This is a genomic window from Helcococcus sp. KG196 (assembly GCF_046035495.1).
Taxonomy (GTDB): domain Bacteria; phylum Bacillota; class Clostridia; order Tissierellales; family Peptoniphilaceae; genus Helcococcus; species Helcococcus ovis.
The window spans coordinates 51,635-66,181 of sequence record NZ_JBFNFI010000006.1 but is presented as its reverse complement, the minus strand read 5'-3'; the positions used below and the strand labels follow the sequence as shown (position 1 = coordinate 66,181).

The following is a 14,547-nucleotide window of genomic DNA, read 5'->3' as shown; positions in this document are numbered from 1 at the left end:
CAAAATCTGTAACGTAAAAGTTGCAGATTTTTTCTTTTTAGATAATAATAATAATATTACTAAACATATAGAAGGAGGAAATTATGTTTAAGTATTTACAAAAAATAGGTAAAGCATTTATGTTGCCGATAGCATTATTGCCAGCTGCTGGGTTGTTACTAGGTATTGGTGTGGCATTTACAGCCGAAGCAACAGTAAAGGCTTATCCTATTTTACAAAATCAGGCGTTGCAGGAAATTTATGGTGCTAAGGCAATTTTATATAAAAATGAAATTAGCAATATGATGGGATTGGAAGATTAGTAGGAGTAAATATGTTAGAAAAATTAAGAGGAAAGTTAATAGTTTCATGTCAGGCTCTACCTGAAGAGCCACTACATTCAAGTTTTATTATGGGAAGAATGGCAGTTGCAGCAAAGCAAGGCGGTGCAGCAGGTATAAGGGCTCAATCAGTAGAAGATATTAATGAAATTTCAAAGGTAGTAGATTTGCCAATCATTGGGATTATTAAAAAAGTATATCCCGATTCGCCAATTCACATTACTGCAAGTAGAAAAGAAGTGGAAGATTTGCTTACAACAAAATGTGAAATTATCGCACTTGATGCAACTCCAAGACCTCGTCCAAATGGCGATAAACTTGAAGACTTATTAAAATTAATTCACGATAATGGTAGAATTGCGATGGCAGACTGCTCAACTTACGAAGAATGTATTGAAGCGGACAAAATGGGATTTGACATTGTATCCACAACACTTTTTGGTTATACTCCATATTCTGTAAAGTTAACAGGTCCAGACTTTGAAACAACAAAGAAAATTGTTGAAAATGTAAAAGCGTTTGTAATTGCCGAAGGGAAAATCAATACTCCCGAAGACCTGAAAAAAGTCTATGAATATTGCAAAGTAGACAGTGCTGTTGTAGGTACTGCAATCACAAGGCCTCAAGACATTACCAAAACATTCACAAGAGTATTATAATGCAACCCTACATTTCGTATTATTTATTTATAATAAATTTAATTGCAATTTTAGTTACTATTTATGATAAGACTACAAGTAAGTATTTTTCTAAAAGTAGAGTTAGGGAAAGTGTACTTTTATTAATTTCTGCTCTTGGAGGCTCGATATTTATGTACTTCACTATGAAGCTTATTAGACACAAGACTAAACATAAAAAGTTTATGGTAGGAATACCACTGATTATAATATTTCAGATTTTAGTAGGAATATTTTTGATTACACAAAAAGTCCTATGACTTTTGCAACTTAAGACGCAAAAGTCATAGGACTTTTGTTGTTGAATAGTTTTATAAACTATTCAAATTATTAATTTTTGCATACATTTTTTCAAGTAATCCGGAATAAATAGGTTTTAAGTTTATCAATTCAACTACCATGTAAGAAGTTAGGACAACTACTGAAATTGGTAGGAAGAATGTGAAAGATCCGGTTAATTCTAACAATAAAATAATGCCTGTTAATGGCGAACGTACAATGGCTGCGAAGTTAGCCGCCATAGCAATTGATGAGAATAGTACAATATAGTTACTGTCAATGATACCAAACATAACTAATGTCTGACCGAAAGCATTCCCTATTAATGATCCTAAAACTAGCATTGGTAAAAATATTCCTCCCGGCATACCTGATGAAAAAGCAATGATTAAAAGTATAAATTTTGCGATAATAATTTCAAAAATTTTAAATCCATCAGCATTGTTTTTAATAGGTAAAAATATAAAATGTTCTCCTGAGCCAAAAGCATTAGGAAATATTATTATTACAATACCAGTTAAAATAAAAGGAATTATAATCTGTATATATTTTGGAATAGTTAGTTTGTCGTAAAAATCTTTTAATTTGTATATTGAAAGTGTAAATATCGGAGCAAGCAGTCCGATTATTAATCCCATTAAAATCAAATAAGAATATAATGAAGGGCTGAGCCTTGTCATTTTTCCTAAGTTTATTACAGGGTCTACTCCTAACATAAGTCCTGAAACATAATTTGCAAAAATTGATGAAGAAGTAACGGCAATAAATACATATTTGTTGAAACTGTGATGTAACTCTTCTAAAGCAAATAATATCCCTGAAATGGGAGCGTTGAATGCTGCGGATAAACCAGCCGCTGCTCCTGCCGATATTAATATTTTGGATTCTTCATCTTTGCACTTCCCAAGCTCTGAATATGCTTGTCCAACACTTGCACCCATTTGCACTGAAGGACCTTCTCTACCTAAAGTTAAACCGCTTGCAAGTCCGATTATTCCACCTATGAACTTAAAAGGAAGGACTTTCTGCCATTTTATTGTCAGTAATCCTTTAATTTGTCCCATAACTTGAGGAATTCCAGATCCTCCAATCATAGGTTCTTTATATGTAAGAATCCCTACTATAAAACCAAGAAATGCTAAAAAAATCAAAACTATGATTGCATTTAATAAATTTTGTCTTGCAAAAATATATAAATTTTGCATTTTTCCTTGCAACAATACTACCAATAACCTGTAAATTGTAAGCATAAATCCACAAATTATACCAATTGCAGTACCGGAAACAAGAAATTTAATTTTGTCATTATCTTTTAAAAACATAATTGCCTCCGGTAATTAATTTTATCACAATAAGTTTTTTATGTTAAGAAAAATGATATAATTTTATTTAGAAACCCTTAGGAGGAATAATGTCATTTGAAAAAGATTTAAAATTCATAATTTTATTGGAAAATATGAAAAAAATTTATAGAAAAACTAAAATAATTGGCGAAAGCAGGAGAGAAAATGATGCAGAACATTCATGGCATATTGCAACAATGGCAATGTTTTTGGAAAAGTATTCTAAAAATAAAATTGATGTTAATAAAGTAATCAAGATGCTTTTAGTTCACGATTTAGTTGAAATATTTGCAGGGGATACTTTTGCATTTGATGTAAATGCAAATAAAGATAAAAAGAACAGAGAATTGGAATCTATGTCTAAATTGAAATCTCATTTAGATATTTACGAAGCTAAAATGCTTGAAAATTTATGGCTAGAATTTGAAGAAAAGGCTACATCAGAGGCAATATATGCTAATGCCATGGATAGATTACAGCCTCTAATCAGCAACGTTTTTGCTGAAAATGGGGGAACATGGAAAGAAGGTAATGTTAGACTTTCTCAAGTTTTAGCTAGAGCTTCACTGATAAAAGATGTAAATGAAGAAATCTACGAATTTATATATGAAAAGATAATTGAAAATGTCGAGAAAGGTAATATTGTGAATGATTGATAATTGAAATTATATTTAATAATAGATAGGTAAAAAATTAGGATCCATTATTTGATATAAGCTTAAGTGAAAATGCCAACGCCCCAGCAAAAGCAAGAAATTGGAAAAAGCTAGGGTTGGATTTTGTGCGAAAATTAAGGGATTGCCCCAGCAAAAGCATGAAGCTAGGAAAAGTAGGGGCCAAAATTTTATAGAAAAATAAAGTACGGCCCCAGCAAAAGTAAGAAATTGGAAAAAGCTAGGGTTAGATCTTGTGAGGAAATTAAGGGATTGCCCCAGCAAAAGCACGAAGTTAGGAAAAGTAGGGGCTAAAATTTTATAGAAAAATAAAGTACGGCCCCAGCAAAAGTAAGAAATTTGAAAAAGCTAGGGTTGGATCTTGTGCGAAAATTAAGGGATTGCCCCAGCAAAAGCACGAAGCTAAAAAAAGCTGGGGCAAATTCAAGTGCCCCAGGCCCATTTTCTACAATATCATTTGAGACGGTAATAGACTTATACTCAAAATTATTTATATATCCACCATATGTAAAAGTAACTTAATACTTTATGGCAATTTTTATAAATTATTTAATTAAATTTTTTTTGTTAATAACAAATAATGTTACCATACCAGAAATTCCAATTATTAAAGTATTTAATTTAGCATCATCTCCGGTTTCTGGATTTGCATTGTTGGAATTGTTTATATTTTGATTATCCTTAATTATATTTCCTGATTTATTGTCATTATTTACAACGGAACCATCATTTCTAATGGAATCATCACTGCCAGCAGCACTGTTATTTTCATTAGAAATATTTTTATCTGAACCTGATGATTTTTTATTTAATTTAAGTTCTAATATTGTACTATAATCTACAGGACTTAATTTTTGGATGTAGGTTTTACTTAAATTTGAAATTATACTTTTTTCTTTAAATTTTTTTGTTTCAGGATTAAATGTTGAAATAGTATATGTTTCATTTAATAATCTTATAGTATAAACACCTTTGCCTTTTAAGGTTAGATTCTCATCAATCCTAAATGTTGTATTGTCGTCATAAATTACAACACCCCATACATTATTTTTAACATCTTTTACAGCTTGAATTTTATTATCATTTTGTAAAACTTTTATATTATTTTCTGAAACTTTATCAAATTCAGATTTTGAAATGTTTGGATAAATTACATAAGCATAGTCTTTGTTACTATTATTGTGATTCGTTGTAACGGTAACGAAATTATTTGTAAAGCTAGTATTAGCAGAAGCTTTTCTCAAATCAGACCATTTACCTGTTCTTTGTTCTTTATATGCATTTATTGTTTCACCATTTAAGAACATATATCCAATATTTCTATTTTTCACATTATTTTCAAGTAGTAATTTATTTATCTTTTGATTATTTAATGAATCTACTTTTTTACCATCAGCTATTAAATTGTACGACTCACCAGATTTAACTTTTCTGTTTTCAATAGTTGTAATTGCTTCATCAGAAGAATTATTTTGTAAATCAGATCCTAAAAATACAATTTTATCATCCATTATAAACCAAGCTTTTTTAATTTTTAGTTTTTCGTTAAAATTATTAAATTGCATAGCTGCTGTTGCAAATTTTTCATCTAATTTTGTTGCACCAGAAAATTTACTCTTTAAAAGTACTTCATAAGATTTTGGATCATTATTTTTTCTTTCAGGACTTTCTTCAAGCTTTGTAGTAAGTTCTGTTGTTCCGGGCAATTTGTAGCTGTCAACTGTTGGCCAGTAGTTATCGCTATAATGAGAAACGTCTCCATTATATAAGTAAATTGTGCCATCTGATGTGAACCAGCCTTTAGCATTTTCATTGTTCATGTATTCATAATTCTTAATTGTATCAGAATGCATGCTTAATCCGATTGCAAAGCCTTTTTTAATATTTTTAAATATAAGTTTATTCATATTTGTAAATACATTTAGACTTGTTTTTTCTGTGCCATAAATTGATTGATTTGCTTTTAATTTATTCATTAAATCAATATCTTTGTATGTTGCAAGTGAGTTTTCAATATTGTAGAAATCATCCTTTTCAATCCAAGATTTTACAAGTGATAGAAGTTTTTGTTTTTTGTTTGAATCAGTTGTTGCATCAGCAATTCTTAAAACGCCTCTTACAACCTCTCCGGCGGCAACGTGTGACTGACCATTTTCACGACTAATTGATCTACCTCTTAACATATCCATTAAATCACCCCTGAAGATTATAGGGCTAAATGACTTATAAATTATGTCATATAGTACATCTAAGTCTGATTTTTCAGTTTTATTTTCAATTGTAGGGAATAGCTGTGAAAGAGCATCTAATACAACATTTCCATAAGCTCCCGTATATGCAACATTTGTGTGATCTACATATGATCCATCTTTATAAAATCCCTCGCATTTACCTGGAACACAAGGTACAACTTCTTTATTTTCTCTTTGAACATAAAGTTTTTTCAAAGCGTTTATTGTTTCATTTAAGGAATTTTCGTCTTCTCGCAAGAATGCAGCTATAATCTTCGCTCTTCCCATATCGGTTAAGTTTCCACCTAAAGCATCAAAAGGATTTCCTGTTGTTACTCTAAATTTTGTTGGATCTGGAATTAGTAAATTAATAGGGCTTGTGTATTTGTTTATTAATTCTTGAGAGAAGTAGTCCCACATTAGTGTTAGGGTATTATTAATAGCTCTTGGTACACCTATTTCATAATCCCACCAATTACCATTTACATTTGTATTGTCATTATATTGTGTTTTGTACAACCATTCCATACCTTCAAGTACCATTTTTATAGCTTCAGGACTTTGATAATATGGTGAATTTGGTTGATTAATTTGCTTTGCTAAGCTTTCAAGCCTTCTATATGATTTTGTTAAAGCACTTGAAACTTTGTAGTTATCAATATCTTTCCAGAATGTTCTGTAGTCAGTATCATCAGATTTTTTAGATAATATATTTGCAACTTCTTTATCTAACTTTTCTTTTAATGCTTTCATGTATTTATCAGCATCATCGTATTTTTTATTTGCAACTACAGATTCTTCCCATAAATCAAGTTTATCCTTAAATTTGTTATTTTCTGGATCTGTAATAGTTAATTTTAGTTTTTCAATTTTTCCATCTTTTTTTGTAACTGTAATATCTGTAGAACCTGGCTTTAATGCAGTAATAACTTTATTATCATATTTTGCAATGCTTTCATCAGTTATTTTATATTTTGCATCAAAATCTCTTACAAGATACTTTTTATTAGTTGGAAGTTTTATTTCAGATTCTTCTTTAAGTTTTTTGTCTAAATCTGGTTTGTTGATTTCTTTTAGATAAACATTATCAAATATTGCTGTTCCTGTTTTTGGTTCATACCAGATTTCAAAGTCTACATTTTTAACATTCTTAGCAGGAATATATTGTTTTGAAAAAGTTTTTTCATCTGAAGTTCCGAAATGGTCTTTAGAATATAATAAATTTTGAGCTTTTGAGTTTGAAGGATCATTAAGATGTTCAATAATCCTAATCCTTACAGACCCATCTTTATTTTTTGTAGCAACTTTATATCCAAACTCATAAAATTTACTTGGATCAATTGTAATGCCTTTTTGAACTACAGCCATTCTAAAATTTTCAGGACTTGAAAGTTCAAGTTTTTTATCATTGTTTACTTTTGCTGTATATTTTTTTGATTTATATGTATCTTTTTCTTTTAAATCATTAGGAATGTAGACTTGCCAGTCGCTAGCTTGTGTTCCAGTCCAATCCTTTTGATTGCTATCATTAGAAGTTTTTTCAAAATCTCCATTTTTTATTAATTCGTCATTTTTGGTAGTGTTTTTTTCGGCGTTACTAATATTTCCAACATTAAATATAGTGGTAAATATAAGAATAAATGCCATGAATGAGGCAATGGTTTTATTTTTTACAATTGTTTTTGTTCTCATTTTTATGCTCCTTTTTTAATGTAGTAAACTAGTTTATCAATGATATTATATATATTAATATAGTTTATGTCAACGTATTCATAAATAAAATTAGATAATGTTAATATCCTATAAATTTATTAGTTATTTTATAATAGCCCTTTAATAATAAAATTAATATTTAAATTAATCTAATTTGTAGTAAATATTTAATTTTGTTATTAAACTTAAAAATTTTAATATTATATTTTTTAATAACATTATTAAAATTATCGCATAAATTAGATTTTCCAAAAAGAGATAATGAAAATTAGCATTAAAGTTATCGCAAATATCAGATTGAAAAAATGAGATGATAAAATAGATAAAAATCATCAAAATTTATCCATGAAAAATACCAGCAAAGTAAAAAATATTGAAAATGAGATAAAAATTAGCACTAAAAAATACCCACAAAACAGAGTTTCTAAAAATTGAGATAATTTTTTAGTGAAAAATATTACCCACAAAATTTATAAGTTAAAAATTGAGATAATGCTATCTATATAAATTAAAATTTTTAATAGTTAAAATCTATTATTTATTTTGCGACAATTTCATCTTTTCCAAAATAGTAATTTATCCCAAATTGTCTTTTTTATTTCATCTTCCATTAATGTTACAAAATAATTTAAGCCTTGAGATAAAAGAGTATATTCTTCTGAGTTTTCATCTATTTTTCTTTTAAGGGAAATGATTGATTTTAATCTATTTTCGTTCATTTCCTGCATATTTTTATATCCACATTCTTCAATTAGATTAAAAAGTTGATTTATTATTAAATTTCTTTCATTTTCAGAGAATTCTTTCATCCATTTATTTATTGCGGTATTTGTATGTTTTGAAAAGGAGTTAACTTCTTTTATAGTTTTTAATTTTGTTCCATTTATATGCCAATAATATATAAAATGTTGATTAGCAAAAAAAGAAGAACTTTCTATTACTTGAATTTTACCGACACTTTCAAGCATCATTCCAAAAATTGAACTTCCAGGTATGAATTTACAAATTTTGTCACTTATGTCAGAATAATCATGACGATTATAAAATTCAGGAAGAAATCCTGGTCCATCAAAGTCATATATTTTAATTATTCTTTTTTGAATAAAACTATCCTGAGTGCTTCCTGCAAAAACAGCTAAATTTCCTCCTTTTGAGTGCCCGCATAAAATAATTTTATTTGAATAATTTTGAGCTATTTTTGTAACATATTCCTTAGCTCTAACTTGAGATGGTATTTCCTCATCAAAAGACATTGAAAGGCTTTCAATCCATCCATTGAAAGTTGTATCTGTACCTCTAAATGTAATTAATATTTGATCTGCTATTTCTACAGAAATCGCATAAAACTGCTCTTTTATTTGTTCATTGTTATATTTTGCTATATCCAGGATTTTCAAATTTTTATATCTTGAAGAGTTTATTAGAAGTTCAATGGAGGTTTTATCATTATGATTTAACATATTGTTTCTAACCATTTTATCAATATTTTGATTTTTTAAATCTTTTATTTTGAATGGCAGGGAATCATTACTTAAATTTAAATTAGAATATACTAATTGTGCGAATATTAACGCATCTAATTCATTAAAATTTAATTTGCAAAAGCTATTTTCACCATGTTTTTTTATATAGTTAATTATGTTTTTCATATTTTTTCCTTTACATATTTATGATATAATTTTATCAAAAAATATATCTATAATAAATAATTTTTTCGATAAAAAACCCCGAAAATTGAATTTTTGATTCAAATTTTCGGGGAATATGATTTAAATAAGTTTATTAACTATTTTAATACTTCTTTGATGTAGTCGGCTATTTCTTGTACTTGGCAATTTTTGAAAAATAGTTCTTGGAAATGAGCACCGCTAACTGTTTCTTTTAAGAAATCTTGATCTATGTTTTTTAATACATACATAATATCTTGATGTGTTACTTTTTTTACTTCATCTAAGATTTTTTTATTTCTTTGTTCAGGTATTACTCTTTCTTTTGGATATCCATTTCCACCTTCTTCAGCGAAAAGTCTTTCAAAGATTAATTTTAAGTTTAATTCTGCTCCCCATCCAAATCCTTTTGCATAAGGAATTGATAGTGCATTTCCATTGTTTATTTGAGCAAATAGATATGCATCTGTTGGTTCTGATGCAAATCCACATAGTACATTTGGGAATGAATTTAATGCCAACATTGCACCAACTCCTGTACCACAACCTGTTATAACAAAATCAGCCGCTTTTGAATTTAGTAAAATCGCTGCTAATAGACCATTTTGAACGTATGTTAGTTGTGATTCATCTTCTGTAGAATACATACCATAGTTATCTAATTCAAATCCTTTTTCGTCTGTTACTGACTTTAATGTGTTATAAATTAATTCATTTTTTGCAGCTTGGCTATTTTCATTTATTAATGCTATTCTCATTTATTTTCTCCTTTTATATTATTTTGGTTGCTTACCAATATATGCTAGTATACCACCGTCAACATACAATACATGTCCGTTTACAAAATTTGAAGCATCTGATGCTAAGAATATTGCTGGACCCATTAAGTCTTCAGGTGTACCCCATCTTTCAGCCGGTGTTTTACTGATTATAAAGTTATTGAATGGGTGCCCATCTTCTCTTAGGGGTGCTGTTTGAGGTGTTGCTATATATCCCGGTCCTATACCATTACATTGAATATTGTATTTTCCGTATTCTGATGCTATGTTTCTTGTTAACATCTTTAATCCACCTTTAGCAGCGGCATATGCACTAACAGTTTCTCTACCTAATTCTGACATCATTGAACAAATATTGATTATTTTTCCTGATCTTCTTTCAATCATGCTAGGTAATACTGCTTTTGCCATTATAAATGGTCCATTTAAATCAATGTCAACAACTTGTCTAAATTCTTCAGCAGTCATTTCGATCATAGGTATTCTTTTAATTATCCCGGCATTATTTACTAAAATATCAATTGGTCCTACTTCTGACTCTATTTTCTTTATATTTTCTTCTACAGCTTTTTCGTCTGTTACGTCAAATAAATATCCGTGAGCATCTATTCCTTCTTTTTTGTATGATTCTAAACCTTGGTCAAGAGATTCTTGAGTTCTGTTATTAAATACAATAGTAGCTCCTGCTTTATGAAATGCCTTTGCGATAGCAAATCCAATTCCATATGTTGCACCTGTAACAAGTGCTACTTTCCCTTCTAGAGAGAATGATTTATTTATATAATCCATTTTTAACCTCCATAAATTTTATAGTAAACTTAATGGTAAACTAGTTAAATATATTATAGTAAATAAAAATATAATTGTCAATTTTGTAATGAAAATAGAGATATCATTTATTATCTTCTTACAATCCTTGTATAAAAATATTGAAAATTTAACATTTACAAAGAAAATAATTTAAAAATTAAAAAAAAGTAATATTTTATAGAAAATGTTTTCAAAAAATTAAAATAATATTGACAATTATAAAATTAATGAATATACTATTTATCAAGTAAACTAGTTTAAAAGATATGGAGGAGATATGGATGTATTATTAGTAGCTCATGGTAGATACTCTGAAGGGCTATTAAGTTCAGCAGAATTGATTGCTGGTAAACAAGAAAATGTTGGAATTATTAATTTTCTTGAAGGTATGTCACAGGAAGATGTAAAAGAGAAAATCGAAAACTACATAGAAGATAAAAATAATGTTTTGATTTTAGTTGATTTATTAGGGGGGACTCCTTTTAAAATGGCAAGTATGGTTGTAAATGAAAACTCAGAAAAAAATTTAAATGTAGTTACAGGGATGAATTTGAATATGCTTTTAGAAGCTGTATTTAATTCAACAGAGGAAAATATAGACGTTTTAACCAGTTCCGTAAAATCTGCAGCGATTTCAGGTATAGATGATTTAAGAAATATATTAAATCCGGGTATCGAGGAAGATGATGTATTTGAAGATGGAATTTAGAGGGGATTATGATAAAAAATATAAAAATAGAAGATATAAAAAAAAATAAAGAATTTTTATCTTCTGATTTATTGAGTAGAGATGAAGTTAAGAAAGCTTTAGATTTAGCTTTAGAAAAAACTAAAATAAATTTAAGTTATTTTGGTGAAAATTATCCTACTCCGGCTACAAAAGAAAATATTTATCCTGTAATGGATAATACTGAATGGACTAATGGTTTTTGGACAGGAGTATTGTGGATACTATATGAATATTCTAAAGATGAATCTATTAAAGAGATTGCTCATAAAAATGTTTTATCATTTTTAGATAGAGTAAATAAGAGAATCGAACTTGATCATCATGATTTAGGATTTTTATATACACCATCATGTATGGCGGAATATAGGATAAATAAAAATGAAGAAGCATTAGAAGCATCTATAAAGGCGGCTGATAAGCTTATAGAAAGATATCAAGAAAAAGGACAATTTATTCAAGCGTGGGGTGAATTAGGAAACAAAGACAATTATAGACTAATAATAGATTGTTTATTGAATATACAATTATTGTTTTTTGTTTCAGAAAAAACCGGTGATTCTAAGTATTATGAAATTGCTAAAAATCATTTTTATTCATCAGTAAATAATGTAATTAGAGATGATGCTTCAACATTCCATACATTTTATTTTGATCCGCAAACAGGAAAACCATTAAAAGGTGTTACAAGACAAGGCTTTAGTGATGATTCCAGTTGGGCAAGAGGTCAAGCATGGGGAATTTATGGAAGTTCATTAAGTTATAGAAAATTAAAAGATGAAAAGATTTTTGATGTGTTTAAGGCAGTTACAAATTATTTCTTAAATAGATTGCCTAAAGATAATGTATCTTATTGGGATTTAATTTTTTTAGATGAAAGTGGACATAGTAGAGATTCATCTGCTACTGCAATTGCTGTATGTGGTATTCATGAAATGTTAAAATATATGCCTGAAGTTTATGCTGAAAAAGAAGTGTATAAAAAGGCAATGCATGTGATGTTAAAATCACTGATTGAAAATTATGCGAATAGGGATAAAATTGAAGGAGCACCATTGCTAGATCATGGAGTATATTCTTGGCATAGCGGAAAAGGTGTTGATGAAGGAAATATTTGGGGTGACTACTATTATGTAGAAGCTTTAATAAGATTTTATAAAGATTGGGAAATTTATTGGTAGGAGGAAATATGACACAACCTAACATAGTAATGACAAGAATAGATGAAAGATTGATTCATGGACAAGGTCAAATGTGGGTAAAAGCATTAGGGTGCAACACTGTTATTGTAGCGAATGATGATGTTTGCAATGATAAAATGCAACAAACTTTAATGACAACTGTAGTTCCAAAATCAATTTTTGTTAGATTTTATGATGTTCAAAAAGTTATCGACATCATTGGGAAAGCAAATCCTAAGCAAAGTATTTTTATAATCATCAAAGATGTTAAAGATGCTTATAGATTAGTAAAGGGTGGAGTTCCGATTAAAGAATTAAATATTGGGAATATTCATGCCGCACCTAATAAAGAAAGTATTTCTAGATTTATCAATTTAAGTGATGAAGAAAAGAAAATGCTTAGAGAATTGCATGATGAATTTGGATTAACCTTCAATACTAAAACAACACCAAATGGTGATGATGGAGGTAAAGAAGTTAATATATTAAATTACATATAGGAGGGAAGAATGGAATTATCATTAATTCAAGCAATTTTAATTGGCTTATGGACAGCGTTCTGTTTATCCGGGATGCTTCTAGGTATTTATTCCAATAGATGTATTGTGTTATCATTCGGTGTAGGTGTAATAACGGGTGATATCCAAACAGCTCTTTCAGTAGGAGCCATTTCTGAATTAGCATATATGGGATTCGGTGTTGGCCCAGGGGGTTCAGTTCCACCAAACCCAATCGGACCGGGGATATTTGGTACATTGATGGCTATAACGAGTGGAGGTAAAATTACACCTGAAGCTGCATTAGCATTATCAACACCAATAGCTGTTGCAATTCAATTTTTACAAACAGCAGCATATACTGTAAGATCTGGAGCACAAGGAGCAGCTATTAAAGCATTAGAAGAAAAAAACTTAAATAAATTTAAATTTGAAGCTAATGCAACAATTTGGTTATTTGCGTTAATAGGTTTGGTTTTAGGTATTTTAGGAGCCGTATCAATGACTACATTAACATCATTAGTAGATTATATTCCACAATGGTTAATGAAAGGTTTGACAATAGCAGGTAAGATGTTGCCGGCAATCGGTTTTGCTATGATATTAGCAACAATGGTAAAGAAAGAAGTTATACCATTTGCAATTTTAGGATACGTATTAGCAGCATATTTCAAATTACCTGTTATAGGTATTGCTTTGGTTGGTACAATTTTTGCATTGAATGAATTATATAATAAACCAAAAGTTGTTGTTGAAACAACAGAAACAAATGAAGGGGGAACAGATGACTGGATCTAAATGGACATTAAAAGATTATATTAAAACCGGTTTAAGAGGTTTCTTCTTGCAAAATGGTTTTAATTATAGTAATTTTCAAGGTTTAGGATATGCAAATATGCTATATCCAGCATTAAAGAAAAAATATGGAAATGATAAAGATAAATTATGTGAAGTTTTAAAAGATAACTGTGAATTTTATAATACAAATCCACATTTTGTACCATTTATTACAAGTATGCACATGGTAATGTTGGAAAATGATAGAACAGATGAAGAAATTCGTGGTATTAAAATGGCTTTAATGGGACCATTAGCGGGTATTGGTGATTCATTATCACAATTTATGATTGCTCCATTAATGTCAACAATTGCAGCTTCTTTAGCTGGACAAGGTTTAATTTTAGGACCTATCTTATTTTTTGTAGCAATTAATGCTATTTTAACAATTATAAAAATATTAAATGCTACATATGGATATAAAGTTGGTACAAGCATTATTGATAAAATGAGTGATAAAATGGCTACAGTTTCAAGAGTAGCAAATATTATAGGTGTTACAGTAATTGCTGGTTTAGCAGCAACATTTGTAAAAATAAATATTCCAATTCAATTAGCTGCAGGTAAAGTTGAACAAGGAGTAAAGCAACAAATATTATCTATCCAAGGTATGATGGATAAAATTGCACCGGCATTATTACCAATATTATTTACATTCTTTATTTATTGGTTAATCAAAAATAAAAAGTGGAGCACATATAAACTTGTATTACTTATTGTTGCAATAGGGATATTAGGTAGTGTAACAGGAATTTTAGCATAATATAATAAGGATTAAAAGGTGGTGTTGAGAGTGTTAAACATTTTCGATA

General features: G+C 28.9%; 14 protein-coding genes. 9 read left to right on the top strand and 5 right to left on the bottom strand.

The genetic code is table 11. The features are described 5' to 3' along the window. Window positions 1–83: 83 nt before the first annotated feature. Genes ABGF45_RS03975 through ABGF45_RS03965 form a run of 3 tightly spaced genes read left to right on the top strand, consistent with a single transcriptional unit; the run spans window position 84 to window position 1,257 of the window. On the top strand, window positions 84–302 hold the full coding sequence (locus ABGF45_RS03975; RefSeq protein WP_209021603.1) for a hypothetical protein: 219 nt from the start codon (window positions 84–86) through the stop codon (window positions 300–302). Between the two features lie 11 nt (window positions 303–313). Beyond that, complete coding sequence (locus ABGF45_RS03970) at window positions 314–979, top strand: N-acetylmannosamine-6-phosphate 2-epimerase (RefSeq protein ID WP_134744242.1); 666 nt, start codon at window positions 314–316, stop codon at window positions 977–979. Next, a complete protein-coding gene (locus ABGF45_RS03965; protein ID WP_134710930.1) occupies window positions 979–1,257 on the top strand; it encodes a DUF1294 domain-containing protein in 279 nt (92 codons plus the stop codon). Before ABGF45_RS03970 ends, ABGF45_RS03965 begins: the two co-directional genes overlap by 1 nt. A gap of 51 nt (window positions 1,258–1,308) precedes the next feature. Here the strand turns inward: ABGF45_RS03965 and ABGF45_RS03960 are convergent, their stop codons facing one another. Then, entirely contained in the window at window positions 1,309–2,598 is a 1,290-nt protein-coding gene (locus ABGF45_RS03960) for a ClC family H(+)/Cl(-) exchange transporter (RefSeq protein WP_134744243.1), read from the bottom strand. Between the two features lie 89 nt (window positions 2,599–2,687). On the opposite strand from ABGF45_RS03960, the gene ABGF45_RS03955 reads away from it, so the two are divergent. Next, window positions 2,688–3,275: an HD family hydrolase gene (locus tag ABGF45_RS03955; RefSeq protein ID WP_134710932.1), complete on the top strand. Its 588-nt coding sequence runs from the start codon at window positions 2,688–2,690 to the stop codon at window positions 3,273–3,275. 563 nt (window positions 3,276–3,838) lie between these two features. Here the strand turns inward: ABGF45_RS03955 and ABGF45_RS03950 are convergent. The 4 genes from ABGF45_RS03950 to ABGF45_RS03935 form a co-directional block, all read right to left on the bottom strand. Next, window positions 3,839–7,216: a polysaccharide lyase 8 family protein gene (locus ABGF45_RS03950; RefSeq protein WP_134744244.1), complete on the bottom strand. Its 3,378-nt coding sequence runs from the start codon at window positions 7,214–7,216 to the stop codon at window positions 3,839–3,841. A 575-nt stretch (window positions 7,217–7,791) separates the two neighbouring features. Beyond that, on the bottom strand, window positions 7,792–8,886 hold the full coding sequence (locus ABGF45_RS03945) for an Mbeg1-like protein (protein WP_134710934.1): 1,095 nt from the start codon (window positions 8,884–8,886) through the stop codon (window positions 7,792–7,794). Window positions 8,887–9,023: 137 nt separating this feature from the next. Then, the gene (locus tag ABGF45_RS03940; protein ID WP_134710935.1) at window positions 9,024–9,662 is read right to left on the bottom strand and encodes an RpiB/LacA/LacB family sugar-phosphate isomerase; all 639 of its coding nucleotides are present in this window, start codon (window positions 9,660–9,662) and stop codon (window positions 9,024–9,026) included. An 18-nt stretch (window positions 9,663–9,680) separates the two neighbouring features. Then, window positions 9,681–10,472: a gluconate 5-dehydrogenase gene (locus tag ABGF45_RS03935; protein WP_134710936.1), complete on the bottom strand. Its 792-nt coding sequence runs from the start codon at window positions 10,470–10,472 to the stop codon at window positions 9,681–9,683. Window positions 10,473–10,770: 298 nt separating this feature from the next. On the opposite strand from ABGF45_RS03935, the gene ABGF45_RS03930 reads away from it, so the two are divergent. From ABGF45_RS03930 to ABGF45_RS03910, 5 genes are read left to right on the top strand one after another with little or no spacing between them, the layout of a single operon-like run. Continuing rightward, a complete protein-coding gene (locus ABGF45_RS03930; RefSeq protein ID WP_134710937.1) occupies window positions 10,771–11,202 on the top strand; it encodes a PTS sugar transporter subunit IIA in 432 nt (143 codons plus the stop codon). 8 nt (window positions 11,203–11,210) lie between these two features. After that, complete coding sequence (locus ABGF45_RS03925) at window positions 11,211–12,401, top strand: glycoside hydrolase family 88 protein (protein ID WP_134744245.1); 1,191 nt, start codon at window positions 11,211–11,213, stop codon at window positions 12,399–12,401. Between the two features lie 8 nt (window positions 12,402–12,409). Then, complete coding sequence (locus ABGF45_RS03920; protein WP_134710939.1) at window positions 12,410–12,901, top strand: PTS sugar transporter subunit IIB; 492 nt, start codon at window positions 12,410–12,412, stop codon at window positions 12,899–12,901. 9 nt (window positions 12,902–12,910) lie between these two features. Beyond that, window positions 12,911–13,696, top strand: a complete 786-nt coding sequence (locus tag ABGF45_RS03915) for a PTS mannose/fructose/sorbose/N-acetylgalactosamine transporter subunit IIC (RefSeq protein WP_134710940.1) — start codon at window positions 12,911–12,913, stop codon at window positions 13,694–13,696. Then, window positions 13,683–14,498, top strand: coding sequence for a PTS system mannose/fructose/sorbose family transporter subunit IID (locus ABGF45_RS03910; RefSeq protein ID WP_134710941.1), 816 nt, complete (start codon window positions 13,683–13,685; stop codon window positions 14,496–14,498). The genes ABGF45_RS03915 and ABGF45_RS03910 overlap by 14 nt, the downstream gene beginning before the upstream one ends. The last annotated feature ends 49 nt before the right edge of the window (window positions 14,499–14,547 follow it).